General features: G+C 48.5%; 11 protein-coding genes. 6 read left to right on the top strand and 5 right to left on the bottom strand.

Translation table 11 applies throughout. The annotated features are described in order from the left end of the window. Positions 1–12: 12 nt before the first annotated feature. Genes lpdA through GA003_13100 form a run of 3 tightly spaced genes read right to left on the bottom strand, consistent with a single transcriptional unit; the run spans position 13 to position 5,375 of the window. Positions 13–1,413, bottom strand: coding sequence for a dihydrolipoyl dehydrogenase (lpdA, locus tag GA003_13110; GenBank protein QXD26967.1), 1,401 nt, complete (start codon positions 1,411–1,413; stop codon positions 13–15). 2 nt (positions 1,414–1,415) lie between these two features. Next, positions 1,416–2,603 (bottom strand): 2-oxoglutarate dehydrogenase complex dihydrolipoyllysine-residue succinyltransferase, encoded by a 1,188-nt coding sequence (gene odhB, locus GA003_13105; GenBank protein QXD26966.1) that lies wholly within the window; start codon positions 2,601–2,603, stop codon positions 1,416–1,418. 18 nt (positions 2,604–2,621) lie between these two features. After that, on the bottom strand, positions 2,622–5,375 hold the full coding sequence (locus tag GA003_13100) for a 2-oxoglutarate dehydrogenase E1 component (GenBank protein ID QXD26965.1): 2,754 nt from the start codon (positions 5,373–5,375) through the stop codon (positions 2,622–2,624). A 128-nt stretch (positions 5,376–5,503) separates the two neighbouring features. Here GA003_13100 and GA003_13095 point away from each other — a divergent pair, with 128 nt between their 5' ends. Further along, positions 5,504–5,710: a hypothetical protein gene (locus GA003_13095; protein QXD26964.1), complete on the top strand. Its 207-nt coding sequence runs from the start codon at positions 5,504–5,506 to the stop codon at positions 5,708–5,710. Between the two features lie 10 nt (positions 5,711–5,720). Then, positions 5,721–6,113: a translation initiation factor gene (locus GA003_13090; GenBank protein ID QXD26963.1), complete on the top strand. Its 393-nt coding sequence runs from the start codon at positions 5,721–5,723 to the stop codon at positions 6,111–6,113. A gap of 100 nt (positions 6,114–6,213) precedes the next feature. Here the strand turns inward: GA003_13090 and metF are convergent, their stop codons facing one another. Next, positions 6,214–7,095 carry a methylenetetrahydrofolate reductase [NAD(P)H] gene (metF, locus tag GA003_13085; GenBank protein QXD26962.1) on the bottom strand — a complete coding sequence of 294 codons (882 nt, stop codon included), beginning with the start codon at positions 7,093–7,095 and terminating at the stop codon, positions 6,214–6,216. 53 nt (positions 7,096–7,148) lie between these two features. Then, positions 7,149–8,279 carry a 23S rRNA (adenine(2503)-C(2))-methyltransferase RlmN gene (gene rlmN, locus GA003_13080; GenBank protein ID QXD26961.1) on the bottom strand — a complete coding sequence of 377 codons (1,131 nt, stop codon included), beginning with the start codon at positions 8,277–8,279 and terminating at the stop codon, positions 7,149–7,151. A gap of 168 nt (positions 8,280–8,447) precedes the next feature. Here rlmN and GA003_13075 point away from each other — a divergent pair, with 168 nt between their 5' ends. The 4 genes from GA003_13075 (at position 8,448) to GA003_13060 (ending at position 14,776) form a co-directional block, all read left to right on the top strand. Beyond that, complete coding sequence (locus GA003_13075; GenBank protein ID QXD26960.1) at positions 8,448–9,533, top strand: LptF/LptG family permease; 1,086 nt, start codon at positions 8,448–8,450, stop codon at positions 9,531–9,533. Between the two features lie 77 nt (positions 9,534–9,610). Beyond that, on the top strand, positions 9,611–13,339 hold the full coding sequence (smc, locus tag GA003_13070; protein ID QXD26959.1) for a chromosome segregation protein SMC: 3,729 nt from the start codon (positions 9,611–9,613) through the stop codon (positions 13,337–13,339). Positions 13,340–13,931: 592 nt separating this feature from the next. Beyond that, positions 13,932–14,153: a hypothetical protein gene (locus tag GA003_13065; protein ID QXD26958.1), complete on the top strand. Its 222-nt coding sequence runs from the start codon at positions 13,932–13,934 to the stop codon at positions 14,151–14,153. Then, the gene (locus tag GA003_13060) at positions 14,150–14,776 is read left to right on the top strand and encodes an ankyrin repeat domain-containing protein (GenBank protein QXD26957.1); all 627 of its coding nucleotides are present in this window, start codon (positions 14,150–14,152) and stop codon (positions 14,774–14,776) included. The genes GA003_13065 and GA003_13060 overlap by 4 nt, the downstream gene beginning before the upstream one ends. The last annotated feature ends 42 nt before the right edge of the window (positions 14,777–14,818 follow it).

The raw sequence follows: 14,818 nt of genomic DNA, 5'->3' as shown, positions 1-14,818 counted from the left end.
TCGGTATCTGTTTTAAATGCTATGAATTCCCCGCCCATCGGCTGAGAGGGCTGCTTCTTTGAGTGATTCCGATAGCGTAGGGTGAGCATGAATGGTTCGAGCTAAATCCTCCGCGCTTCCCCCATATTCCATGTGCGTCACTGCGGCTGCAATGAGCTCAGATGCGTTGTGGGCGAGAATCTGCACGCCAAGAAGCTTATCGCTTTTTGCATCGGCAATGACTTTTACCATGCCTTCTGTTACGTCCGATGCTATGGCACGTCCATTGGCAGATAAATTGAACTTGCCGGTATTCACTTCAATTCCGGATTCCTGTGCTTGTTGCTCTGTTATGCCAACCGAAGCGATTTCCGGGTCAGTGTAGATGACTCCAGGAATCACGTCGTAATTAACGTGACCCGCTTTGCCAGCGATGATTTCGGCAACTGCGACGCCTTCTTCTTCTGCCTTGTGTGCGAGCATGGGGCCGGCAACGACGTCCCCAATTGCATAGATACCCGGTATGTTGGATTGAAAGTGATGATCGATTTCAATGCGTCCCTTTTCATCCGTCTTCACTCCAGCTTCTTCAACGCCAGTGTTCAGGGTGTTGGGTTTTCTGCCTACCGCTACGAGGACTTTGTCTGCTTCAATGCTGACTTCTTTTCCTTTTCTCTGGGCTTTTAGAACGACTTTGTCCTCGGAGGTATCTGCGCTCGTTACTTTTGTGGCGGTAAGAAATTTAAGTCCTTGTCGTTTAAATACGCGTTCAGAGAGTTTGCGTAGGTCGTCGTCAAATCCAGGAGCAATTTTTGGCAAGTATTCAACGATGGTCACTTCAGATCCGAGGCGTGCCCATACCGAGCCCAGTTCGAGCCCGATGGCACTCGCACCAATCACCGCCAATTTTTCTGGAATTGAATCAAACGCGATCGCCTGATCACTCGAAACGATTTTTTCACTATCGTATGGGAGGAAGGGGAGCTCGATCGGCGTCGAGCCGGTTGCTATAATTATGTGCTTTGTCTGAAGCGTTGTTTCACCGTCCTCCTGTTTTACCAATACGGTATTAGGAGATTGGATAACACCCAATCCTTTAAAGATCGTGCCTCCCTTTTTAATGACGAGCATTTCTACGCCACCCTTGAGCGTATTCACCACGGTGTCTTTGCGTTTCATGAGCTGGCTCAGATCCACAGAAACACCGTCCACTTGAATCCCATGATTGGCGGCTTTGTCTTTTGTGAAATGAAGCATCTCGGTTGAGTGCAGTAACGCCTTGCTTGGAATGCAGCCGACATTCAGGCAAGTGCCTCCTGGATTTCCTTTTTCAATCAAGGCCGTTTTCAAGCCTAATTGAGACGCTCTTATGGCTGCGACATAACCGCCAGGGCCTGACCCAATGACTACGACATCAAAATTGTCTGCGCTCATAACTAAATTTCGAAAAGGAGTGTGGTGGGATCTTCAATCGCTTCCTTCACTTTAATAAGGAAGGTAACGGCTTCTTTTCCATCGACCAAGCGGTGGTCGTATGAGAGCGCCAAATACATCATCGGCTTTATAACGACTTCACCATTAACAGCCATGGGGCGCTCCTGGATGGAATGCATTCCGAGGATTCCACTTTGCGGTCGATTCAAAATGGGAGTTGATAACATGGAGCCATAAATACCGCCGTTAGTGATTGTAAATACGCCACCTTGAAGATCTTCAATGGCCAGTTTTCCATCGCGCGCTTTACCGGCATATTGAAGGATGTCTGCCTCGATACCTGAGAATGATTTTTTGTCGCAATCTCTCACGACCGGAACAATCAGACCTTTTTCAGTCCCAACCGCGATACCGATGTCGTAGTAGTGGTTGGTGACGATCTCGTTTCCGTCTATCTGGGCATTTACCCCGGGGACTTCCTTCAAGGCAATCACAACCGCTTTAACGAAAAAAGACATGAAACCGAGTTTATGACCGTACTTGGCTACAAACTTTTCCTGATGCTGTTTTCTCAACTGCATGACCGCACTCATATCAACTTCGTTGAAGGTCGTGAGTATAGCCGCTTCCTGTTGTGCTTGGACTAGTCGATCAGCAATTTTGCTGCGCAGTCCCGACATTTTTTTCCGCGAAGTTCTTTCTAGGTTTTGCGTAGGAGCTGCTGCCGGTGCTTCTTGTTTTTCAGTAGAGTCCGCGCTGGCTTCGAGCATGTCGCCTTTGGTGACACGGCCTCCTTTTCCAGAGCCTTCAATATTGGCTGGGTCGACCCCTGTTTCTGCAGCTATTCGTCGAACAGCAGGTGAAACGGGTGCATCTTCTTGTGCCTCAGCTTGGGCTGCAGTTTCGGACGTCGTGGTAGGTTCAGGCGCTTCAGTTTCTCCTTCGTCCTCCGCTTCTGATTCTTCGATGACCGCTACCACCTGGCCTATATCTACTTCTTCACCTTCCTCTGTCTTGATGGAAATAATACCGCTTACTTCCGCCAAGCCTTCTGATGTAATCTTGTCGGTTTCTAACTCAAACAGTAATTGGTCTCGTTTGACGTGATCACCTTCTTTGACATGCCAGACAGCCAGGATACCTGAGCTGATCGATTCTCCAACGGGTGGAACTTTTACTTCTGTGGCCATAATAAATTCGGTTTCTTTTTAAAGGCTGAATGCTTGGGAAATGAGTTCGCTTTGTTCGTATTTATGAAGTGCCAAGGAACCTACCGCGGTACTGGCACTGCTGCTTCGTCCGGCATAAGCTGGCGTTTTCCCAAATAAGGTTTCCAGTCGAGGCGCAATGAAGGTCCAGGCTCCCATGTTTTGAGGCTCTTCCTGACACCAAACGATAGACGACGCATCACTATGCTTGTCGGCCAGTTCTTTCAACCGTTCCTTATTCAATGGGTATAGTTGTTCCACTCGCAGAATTACGGTGTCGTCGATGGCGTTATCTTTGCGATGATTGTATAGATCCCAATACACCTTGCCTGAACAAAGAACGATGCGCTTTGGTTTCTTGGGGGCTTCATCGTCTTCCATTATTTCATGGAATCGCCCGGTCTCTAATTCGCTGAATGGGCTTACCGCATCTTTATTTCGCAGCATACTTTTTGGAGCCATGATCACCAGCGGTTTGCGAAAGTCGCGTCGCATTTGTCTGCGGAGAACATGGAAATATTGAGCCGGTGTGGACAGGTTGCAGACCTGGATATTATTTTCCGCACAGGCTTGAAGAAAGCGTTCAAGGCGCGCTGAGGAGTGTTCCGGACCCTGTCCTTCGTAGCCGTGAGGCAGAAGCATCACGATTCCGGATATTCGTTGCCACTTGGTTTCACTGCTTGAAATAAACTGGTCGATGATGACCTGGGCACCGTTCACAAAATCACCAAATTGTGCCTCCCAGAGACAAAGCATCTTTGGGTAATCCAAGGAGTAACCATAATCGAATCCGAGTATGGCTGCTTCGGAGAGCGTTGAGTTGTAAACGCAGAATTGTGCCTGCTCATCGTCGATGTTCTTAAGCGGGATGTAGCGGTCTCGATCCTGGATGTCGTAGAATACCGAATGCCGTTGGCTGAACGTTCCGCGGCGCGAGTCCTGTCCACTCAAACGAACCGGAGTGCCCTCCGCTAGTAAGGTTCCAAAGGCGAGCGATTCGGCATAAGCCCAATCAATCGGCAGGTTATCGTCGAAGGCTTTTTTACGGCCGGCTATGAGGCGCTTGATCTTAGGGTTGGCGTTGAAGCCGTCTGGAGTCGTCGTGAGTTTAGTGATGACTTTCTCTAATAGGTTTCGATCTACGGCTGTCGTTATCGGATCAAAAGAGTAGTGCGTACCTTGTTGCTTCAGCCGTTTGCGTTCCGACTTCATCGCGTTCAGCTCAGCTTCCTTATCTGGATCCTGCTCCAGTTTTTCCTGTTTGCTCTTAACGGATGTGAATGCGGCCTCCAGCGTTGCCTTAAATTTTTTCTCAATCTGTTGATATGTTTCCCGGTTCAACGTACCTGCTTCTACCAGTTGCTCCGATAGGATTTGAGAAATACTCTTATGGTTGCGGATCTCTTTGTAGAGTGTGGGTTGGGTAAACGCTGGTTCATCCGTCTCGTTGTGTCCTTGTTTGCGATAGCAATACATATCAATCACCACGTCTCTTTGAAACTTCTGTCGAAATTCAAGAGCGAGCTCTGTGATCATCACAACTGAAAGTGGGTCGTCTCCATTTACATGGAAGATAGGAGCCTCGATCATCTTCGCTACATCAGTGGCATACTGACTGGAACGTGCATCGTGTGGTAGTGTGGTGAAGCCAATCTGGTTATTCACAATGATGTGAACGGTTCCTCCAGTGCGATAGCCTTGCAATTGTGAGAAATTTAAGGTCTCTGCCACCACTCCTTGTCCGGCAAATGCCGCATCTCCGTGTATCAAGATTGGCAATACTCGCCTTCTTTCTTTATCTCCACGAATCCGTTGTCTTGCTCTGACTTTTCCTTGCACGACCGGATCCACCGCTTCCAGGTGGCTGGGATTGGCAGCGATCTGTAGCTCGACTTGTGGCCCGGCATTGGTAGTGATCATGGAGTGAAATCCGAGGTGGTATTTCACATCTCCATCTCCAAATGCCGTGTTGGGCATGTAGTTCTCGGAGAACTCCTGAAATACAAATTCATAGGACTTTCGTAGGATATTCGCCAATACGTTTAGGCGTCCTCTATGAGCCATGCCCACTACTGCCTCCTCAACACCTGCTTCCGGGGCATGTTGGATGATGCCGTCCAAGGCAGCGATCAACGTTTCAGCTCCTTCAAGCGAGAAACGCTTTTGTCCTAAATACCGAGTATGGAGAAATTGTTCGAACGTTTCGGCTTCGAGAATCTTGGTAAGGATGCGGATTTTTTTCTCGTTATCGAATTGCGGCGTATTTTCGGAAGGTTCTATCCGATTCTGTATCCAGCGGCGAACTTCTGTCTCTTGAATGTGAACATACTCGACTCCGATTGATCCGCAATAGATGCGCTTCAGCAGGGCGATGATGTCCTTGAGCTTCATCGTTTGTTGTTTGAGCAAGTGGCCGGTCTGGAATGTGTCCTCTAAATCTGCTTCGGTGAGATCGAAATGTTCGATATCCAATCGCGGTTGGTCATCCCTCGGGCGCCCTAAAGGATCCAAATTGGCCAGAGTGTGGCCCAGCGAACGATACGCGTAGATCAAACTGTCGACATTGGTCTGTTTGACCCCCTGCTGGTTATTCCCTGTGTTGGCCGTGCTTGGAGCACGATTTTCACCCAGCTCGAACCCTTCAAAGAAGGCCTGCCAATGCGAATCCACGGAATTGGCATCCTTTTGCCAATCCTGGTAATATTGTTCTATGAGCTCGGCATTCCACTGCGTCGCAAAGGTCGGTGTTTTCATTTCTATAGAAACGGAGATAAAAAGGTTTGAAAGCTATGTAGAAGGGAGTGACCCTGCAAGCCCACCTCCATTAATGGCTCGGATATAAGATTCGATTCATTAATACCCACATCAGATAATTAGAGATAATGATCGAAGAAGAAATTGCCTCCCATATTAGGGATCTTTTATCAGCGACTGAAAATGCTGACTCAGAAGGAATCCTTAACGCGACCTTGGCTCTGGATACCCTCCATAAGGAGCGCGCTTCAGACATTAAAGGTCACTTGAATCACTACCTCGAAAATCGAAGCTATCAAAAGGCACTGGCATTTATTGAAGGTCAACCCGAGTAACGTCTGAGCAATGGGCAAAAGAAAAGAACGCATGTCGACCAGTGGAGGTGATTCCTTGGGACAAAATCCCTTCGACGCACTCTCATCAGACGGTCTCCGCTCCGCTCCTGAGCCAGAACCGGTTTCCTCAGCTCCTACTCCAGCAGTGAAAAAGAAGTCACGAGGTCGGGTAGATGTGAAACGGGAGAAGGCCGGTCGAGGTGGCAAAACCGTAACCGTGGTCAACGGCATGCAAAATATTGAAATGCGTGAACGGGAGCAACTACTCAAAAAGATGAAGAGTTCCTGTGGAGTCGGGGGAACTATCAAAGGTGGTAATCTTGAAGTCCAGGGAGACAACCGGGACGCCGTAAAACGTATTTTGGAAGAGGCGAGATTTCAGGTGGTTTTCGCCGGTGGCTGATAGCTAGGGTCAGGTCGCCCAGCTGACCGAATGCAGTGGAAGAGCCGAACTCAATGAGCGGTTCACGGTAAGGTCACTCTACCCATTTAGCGAATCCAGCTTAATCGAGGAAATAACCTCTGGCTTGCAGTCGCTCGAGAATTCCGAGGGCGGACTTACTCATGTTCATAATGTAGAGATGGACACCGGGTGCACCTCGATCGATAAGATCGGCAATTTGATCGGTGGCCCAATCGACTCCCACTTCCCGTTGAGCTGCTTTGTCTTCACCGGCCGCTTCCAATTGCTTGGTAAGTGCTTCTGGCAATACGGTTCCGAAGCGTTGGACCTGAGCGATACTTAATACTGGAAGGATTCCAGGGAGAACCGGAACGGTGATGTCCATGGCTCGAAGGCGATCCACGTAGTCGAAATAAAGCTGGTTGTCGTAAAACAACTGCGTGGTGATGAAATCTCCACCTTGATCGACCTTGTACTTCAGGTTTTTAAGATCTTCCTCCATCGAGGGAGCTTCTGGGTGTTTTTCGGGATAACCGGCTACGCCCATGCCGATATCGGGAAAGTTTTCACGAATGAATCCAACTAGATCACTCGCGTATCGAAATCCCTCCTGAGTCGCGACAAATTTATTCGATCCCTTTGGCGGATCGCCACGCAACGTCATGATGTTGCGGAATCCTTCGTCGTGAAATCCTTGAATAATCTCCCCCAATTCATCGCGGGTAGAGCCTACACAGGTGAGATGCGGCATCATGAGCCATCCCAACTCAATTTGCAGGCGCGCGGTGATCTCCTGTGTAAAGTGACGCGTGGATCCACCGGCTCCGTAAGTGACCGAGACAAAATCGGGTGCGAATGCCTGTAGGCGAGAGGCAGCTAAAAATAGACGCCGACTGGCATTTTCGTCCTTAGGAGGAAAGAACTCGAGGGATTTTATCGGTTTGCCCGATTGGAGAAGGGCTGAAATAGGCTGGCTTTTCATTTAATATATCAACGTATCATGATATGATGATATGTAAAGTGTATTTTGAGGGCTTAATTCTCGAAAAGCCGCTCTCCATCCAGGTTTTCTGGGGTTTCTTCTTTAAGGCGCAGTTGACCGCATGCCGCGTCTATATCGTGACCTTTCTCCCTCCGGATGGTGTAGGAAACCTTCGCTTTTTTCAAAATATCACCAAACCGGTTCTGCCGCATATGCCCTGGTCGTTTCCAGTCCAGGCCTTCGACCCGATTGTAAGGAATCAAATTTACGTGTGCGTGAAGTTGGCGGGCGATTTCCACAAGCGCGGTGGCTTGATCCAATGAATCATTGACCTCCTGAATTAAGATGTACTCCAGGGTGAGCATACGACCATGTGTTTTCGCAAACGTCTTGGCTGCTGGCACCAGCTCTTCCAGTGGGTATTTCCTGTTAACTGGCATTATTTTGGTGCGCACATGATTGGTGGCTCCATGCAAGCTGATAGCCAATCGAAATTGAATGGGCTCTTCCGCCAGTTTTTTAATCTGAGGGACAAGTCCCGACGTCGATACGGTGATTCGGCGCGCACCAAACTTGAGACCCCAATCAGCATTCACAATCCGGAGTGCTTTCATCAGGTGGTCGTAGTTGGCCAGTGGTTCTCCCATGCCCATAATCACAATATTATCGAATGAGGGTATTTCCGGTTTAGCTCTCTCAGTTCGGCCGTCCTCAATTTGGCACACCTGCATCAACTGCGCCACTATTTCTCCTGCCAACAAGTCTCGTCTCCATCCCATGAGGCCCGATGCACAAAACTTGCAGCCATAGGCACAGCCCACTTGCGTAGAAATACAGACGGTGGTGCGCGAGGACTTCTGCCCCACGCCTTCCATGGGAGCTCGGATCAATACCGTCTCGATCATGGTGTCATCTCCCAGCTTCATCAGCACTTTATTGGTCACATCTTGGGACTGCTGGTTGAAGAGTGGGGTGGCGGGGCTGAGGATGAACTGCTCTTCGAGTTGCTCTCGCCACTTGGCCGGAAGATTGCTCATTTCCTCCCAAGACTGGACCCTTTTCTTATAAAGCCACTCAGTCAGCTGCTTCGCCCGAAATTTCGGTTGCCCGCTTTCTTTGGCGAATGCTTCCAGCTCCTCCAGTGTTTGACCGTAGATGAGCTCCTGGTTGGGTTCGTATTTCATAGGTTAGAAAAGAGCGAGAAGTGGAAACCGTTGTGGATTGTCGTTGTCAAGTTGAAGCAGTGTGGTTTTTGGTGGGGTTCTATTTGGTTAATAACTGACTGATCGCAACAGGATAGGGTGAAAACGCTTAATTTTTATATATTCCGCCGGGTATCCATATCCTGTATCATGGCGCTGACGCTTTTCACGCTGGTTCTTTTGTCAGGACGAGTCGTTAAGGACGTCTTAGTTCTCTTGAGCTTGGGATATCTGAGTTGGAGCCAATTCTTGACCATGCTGGTCACCCTCATTCCTTTGGTGGTTTCTTGGGCCCTCCCTTTAGGTATGCTTACTGGGATTCTCTTGGTTCTGGGCAAACTCTCTGCTCAAAACGAAATCACGGCCATGCGCTGCGCAGGCATTGGTATCTGGCGGATTGCCGCTCCTATCCTGGCGATTTCAGTCGTCGGTGTAGCTGGCTCGGCCATGATCAATAATTACTATGCGCCGAACTCCAAGGCCAAGAACCGTGCCCAGATGCGAGACGCGATCAGTAACGATCCGATGCGGCTCATCGTGCCCAAAACCTTCATCCGAGAATTTCCCCGCCGGGTACTCTTTATAGGAGAGGAAACAGAAACCGAGTTGCGCGACTTCTGGATTTGGGAATTGGATGAGAACCGCAATGTCAATCAACTGGTACGGGCACAGCGGGGTGAGTTTCACTATGACCAGGAAGAGGATGCCATGATGCTTACCATTTACGATGGCTATGCTGAAAACAGGAATTCCAAAGATCCGGATGGCCTAGACAAGCCGCTCATGGCGGGTTCTTTCAAAAAGGCCGGGATCAAGCTCCCTCTGAATCGTTTCCTCGGACGTTCCACCGTGAATCGCAAATTGTCTGCCTTGAATTTTAATGAGTTGTTGAGAGAGCGGAAACGCATTCAAAATGATCCAGAGATCGATCCTGACGAAAAAAAGATGCAGGTCGTTCGAGTGCAGACCCAGGTTCAGAAGAATTTTGCGATGGCCTACTCGGTGCTGGCTTTCGCCTTCTTGGCGATCCCCCTTGGAATCAAAGTGGGGCGTGGAGAAAATTACGCCAACATACTCGTAGCTCTTGGATTGGCCTTCGTTTGGTACTTTGCCACGGTGATCGTAGAGTGGCTGGAAAAGACGCCGGAGTTGAGACCCGACCTTCTCATCTGGGTGCCCAATATTGCTTTTCAAGTGCTGGGAATTATTCTCTTCAAGCGCATTTCTGGGCGCTAATTCGGAGGGATGTTTTTTTCCTGAAATTAAGGGTTGCTGAAACGTCAGTCGCTTACAAATCTTCCCGTCTTCTATCCATGTACCTGAAGGAAGTCAGAATTAACGGCTTCAAGAGTTTCGCCGATTTTACCCAACTATCGCTCGAACCTGGAGTAACCGCTATCGTAGGCCCGAATGGCTGCGGCAAAAGTAATATTGCCGACTGCATTCGCTGGGTTCTTGGTGAGCAGAGTGCTAAGGCTTTGCGTGGGGGTAAGATGCAGGACGTCATTTTTGAAGGTACGGATAAGCGCAAGCCGCACTCCATTTGCGAAGTCAGCCTCATCTTCTCTGATTGCGAAAAAGAACTGGGTGAAGGATTCCACGAAGTGGAAATTAAGCGGAGTGTAGTAAGGGATGGTGGAAGCAGTTATTTTATCAATGGGAAGTCCTGTCGCTTAAAGGATATTGGTAAGCTCTTCATGGACACGGGGGTCGGGCAAGTTTCCTACTCGTTCATGGTGCAAGGGCAGATTGACCAGATCCTATCTTCAAATCCTTCAGAACGTCGGACGATCTTTGAGGAGGCCGCAGGCATCACCCGTTACAAAGCGCAACGTAAGGAAGCGCTTAATAAGCTCTCTCACGTGGACGCCAACCTGGCTCGGGTAACCGACGTGATCGAGGAAGTAACGCGGCAAATCGGATCCCTGCGCCGCCAAGCCAGTAAAGCATTAAGATACAAACGGATCTCTCATCGCTTGAAGCACCTGGATCTGGCTCTGAGCAGTCATCAATTTTCGCAAATCGAATCCAACCTGAACTCCGCCAGTCAGCACAGTAAGGAATTTACCAGTAAGGTTGAAGAGCTACGAAGCTCCGTGTCTTCCAAGGAAGAAGCACTCGAAGCTCAGCGAGAATCTCGGACGCAGCTTTACACAAATCTGGAATTATCCCAGCAAGGGATTTTTGATCTGCGATCCAAGCGTGATCAGGCAGAAAACCAAGCCAAGTTTGCCAAGTCGCGGATTGAAGATGTGACTCATCGCCTGGAGCAAATCGATCAAGAGCTCCAGAACATGGCCAAGCGTCAGGATGATGTGAAGAATCGGTCCGAGGATGATGTTGAAGTTCGTCAACAACAGCTCGATCTGGTTGGCAACTCTGATGAAATTCATCAGGAAAAGTCGGATCAACTTACTGAAGTTCAAACACTCATCGCTACTGCTGAGGCAAATTTGCTAAATGAACGTCGCTTAATTGGTGAGCAGGAAGTTTCGATCACACGCTTACGTACAGACGTATCTCACCTCGAGGTAGCTTTGAAGACCGATGAGGTGAAGCAGTCTTCCATGAACGAAGATATTCATTGTTTAACGGAAGAGACCACGCATTTGGAGAAGGACCTCGTCGATATTGAAAAACGGTCCACGATTTTTGAGACAGAAAAGGAAGAGGTAAAGAAAGGCTTGGAAGTTGGAGAGGCATCTTCTGATAAATTGCTATCTCATTTCCGTGACTTACAGGTGGAAATCCAAGACATGGATCGCCAGTTGGCTCGCATGGCCGCTCACCTGAATGTGCTGAACGACCTCAATAAGAAATTCGAAGGTTTCAGTGAAGGAGCCAAGGCACTCATGCAGGGGCGAATTGATGCCATCGTTGATGCCAGCGAATTCAGTCTCTTGGCTAAGAGCATCGAGGTGAGTACTAAAAACACACGAGCGATTGAAGCTTTGCTCGGTGCCTCTTTGGATGCGCTCCTTGTCGATTCAGCTGAGGTGGCCCAAACGGTGGTTAAGCAGTTGGAAATCCGTAAGCTGGGAAAAGCATGCCTCCAATTTCCCGTTGAACCACTCAAGGTAGGTGACGTTAAGGATGTAGCTGAATTTTTGACACCTGCAGATTCAGTAGTGGATTCCGATGAGTTTAGAACCTCTGAAGCGCTCAAGCGTGTGCTTGCTGGTTGCTACGTCTGCGACGACTTGGATGCCTTCTTGGCTTTTTGGAAAGACAACCCAAATTTTGCATTCTCTCGTATTGCTTCTCGATCTGGTGATTTAGTGGACCGACGCGGCTGGTTTGTCGGCGGTCATAGTAAGAATGAACCTGATAGTATCCTGGAGCGCAGTAATCAAATACGTGAACTCAAATCCAAGATTGAGAAATGCGAAACTGAATTAGAGGCCAAACGTGCTACTGCTCGCGGTGTCGATGAAGAATTAACCAAGGCCAAGGAGGGCATTGAATCCCTCAAAGGCCGCATGCAGGAAATTCAGCGTGAGGAGTCTGTTCTCGCATCTGAGCAACGTGCTGCCGCAGCGTCACTTGAGAAAGGGCGTGAGCGATTGGAGCTCATGCAGTCGAATATCAAGGAGATTGAAGCGACGCACGGTCAGTACGCAGAGCAGCTGAAGCAGGCGAATGAGCAGTTGGGTGAGGCGGAAAGCACAATGGATGCTAAGCGCAGTACAGTCACTCAACTGGAAGAGTCTTTACAGTCATTACGTGAAGAGCGTGAACAGAAACGAGAAGCGCTTTCTGAAGTGCGAGTAGAGTTAGCCGCTAAAAAGCAGCAACTGGAAAGTCTGGAACGTAGCCTTCAGGAAATGAAGGATCAGCTGGTTGAAATTGAAAGTGCTCGACTGCAGCGCACCGAAGAAAAGGAATCTCTCCACGCTCAGAGCAATCAACTGCTAAAGCAAGTTGAGGAAAATGAAGCGGCTATGGTCGAAGTTTCTGAAGAACTAGAAACTGCTCAGGCTGCGTCGAATGAAGTGCGCGAGACTCTGATGGCTCAAGAGAAAGAAATTGCTGCCCAGGAAAGTAGTTTGGGTGAAGTTCGCAAAGAACTTCAGACGTATGAGGCTTCTCTTAATAAAGAGGCAATCGTCCTGGCAGAAAAGAAGTCACAGATGCGCTACCTCTCAGAAGAGATCATGCGCGAATACGATCTCGAACTCGGCGATATCGAATGGCGGCGTGAGTATTTCTTAGCCAATCAGAAACTGGTTGAGAAACTGGCATTGGATTTGGAAGAAGAGGATGCTGAGGCACCCGACCCGGATTCAGCCCCTCAGATCCAGGAACCAAGTGCTGAAGATCTGGAAGGATTGGAAGAACCCGATTGGGAACCCATCAAAAGCGAAGTCGATAAGTTGCGGAAGCGACTGCACTCGATGGGACCTGTTAACTTGGTGGCGATCGAAGAATACGGTGAATTAAAGGAACGTGACGAGTTCCTGAAAACGCAAAGCCAGGATCTTTGGAATTCCAAAGAAGAATTGTTGGCTGCCATCGACGACATCAATCAGACTTCACTGGCGCAATTCAAGGAGACCTTCAAGCAGGTCCGTGAGAATTTCATTTTCACCTTCGATAAGTTGTTTGGAGGAGGAAAGGCAGACCTCGCTTTGCAAGACGCTGAAGATCCCCTCGAATCAGGTATTGAGATTGTAGCGCAACCCCCTGGAACCCGTTTGAAGTCCATCTCACTTCTGTCAGGTGGACAAAAGACTATGACCGCCGTGGCTCTGCTATTTGCGATCTACATGGTTAAGCCGAGTCCATTCTGTCTTCTTGATGAGCTGGATGCTCCATTGGATGAAGCCAACATTGGTCGTTTCGTGGACATCCTCCGTCAGTTCACCAAGCATTCACAGTTCCTGATCATCACTCACAACAAGCGCACCATCTCTAGCGCTGATACCATTTATGGTGTGACTATGCAGGAACGGGGTGTGAGTAAGGTGCTTTCTATGCGCTTCAATCGTGAGTCTGGCTCTACGGAAGAGGTTGAGTTGGCTACTGCCGGAGTAAACACTTAGGTTTTAATACACGCATTTGCGGTTGAGCAATGGGTGGAGGGAAAAGGAGTTTGCCTTGGTCGAACGATTGTAATTAGCATAACCGTTCTTCCAATCTCGGTGAAACCCTGTTGAATCCCTCATGAAAAGTGGTTGGTCCATTGCCCTTCTTTTTTTTCTACCCTTTCAGTTCTCTGTGGTCAGGCTCGCTTGGTTTACCATCACGAGGGTAATTCCTTCGCGGTAGATGGGTTTGATTTTACTCGTCCCTATTATCAAGAGGATGGCGAAAATCGATATTTACCTATCGAAGGAGAGTGGGGGTTGGAGATCGAAAATGAGTCGTTCTGGGAAAACTGCCATTTTCCACGATCTTACTTCCTCAACAAAATTCACCGTGTCCATGCTGTGCGGGAAGGGGAAGGTCTGCTGTCCATTGGATTAGATGGGGATACTTTGCCGGTTGTAGCTAGTCTGAGTTCCAAGGAGAAAAGCAGTTAGCTGGAGTTCTTCCGGTTTCAAGTCAACGGTCGTTGTGCTCGGCTGGTACTATGACGGTGAGGTTACATCGGTCGAATTATTCAGAACGAATAAACCTATCCACGCCGGGCTTATGGATTCTCTGTTTAAGGATTTTCGGATCAAGGAAAGTCATATGGATGGATTTCCATTTTTCTGTGTAATTGGACAGGATGATTTGGAGGTGAGAATCCCCCAAAAGGATTTTGCGAACGACAATCCAGATTATCTCTATCGCTTAGCTTGCACAGGAACTGCTGAGGATTTCAAAGGACTGGAAATTTCGGCAAAAATCTGGCTCGAATACAAGTTATGAATAAATACTCACTCATGCATGGTGCCGCATTGTATGGGAACGTGGGTGTCCTACAGTATTTGAATCAGATCAAAGCGGATAAGATTAAGCGCAACAAAGAAGCCTCGATCATAAGGCAGGCTATATACGGCGGTAGACTAAATTCGGTAAAAGAACTGATCGAGCAGGGCCACGATCCTTTAGAAAAATCGAAACTGATTTATACCCAGTATCAATATGTCATACAGCGGGGAGACTTTCGAATGGTGGACTACCTCAGTGGTATGAATCGATACTTGAAGCATGAGAGCCCGAAGGGTGGAAATTCCTTAGATGTAGCAGTTAGTTCATTACGCCCTGCCATCTTCGATATGATTGCTCAGAAAACAAAGGATGCTGGAGTGAAGTTGAAGGTAGATAAGATTCGGCCGAAGACTGGTACCTACGCAAATTTGTTTTATTCAAATTGTGCTATGGGAAACTTGGAGTTGGCCCGTGCGATGTTGAGGGAAGATTTAAATATCAACACAAGCATAAGAGGAAACGCTGCCATCAAAGCGGCTGTTCAATCAGGCAATGCGGAGCTGGTTCAGTTCTTAATCGAACAGGGGGGCAAATTTTCCAAAAATATTTGGGAGCAATAAATACACCTGCCTTCACTACGCAGCCCAAAGCGGTCATGCTTC

It is taken from the genome of Opitutia bacterium ISCC 52 (assembly GCA_014529675.2).
Classification (GTDB): Bacteria; Verrucomicrobiota; Verrucomicrobiia; order Opitutales; family UBA2995; genus UBA2995.
Note: the sequence above shows the minus strand (reverse complement) of the source record. Positions and strands in the feature narration are given on the sequence as shown.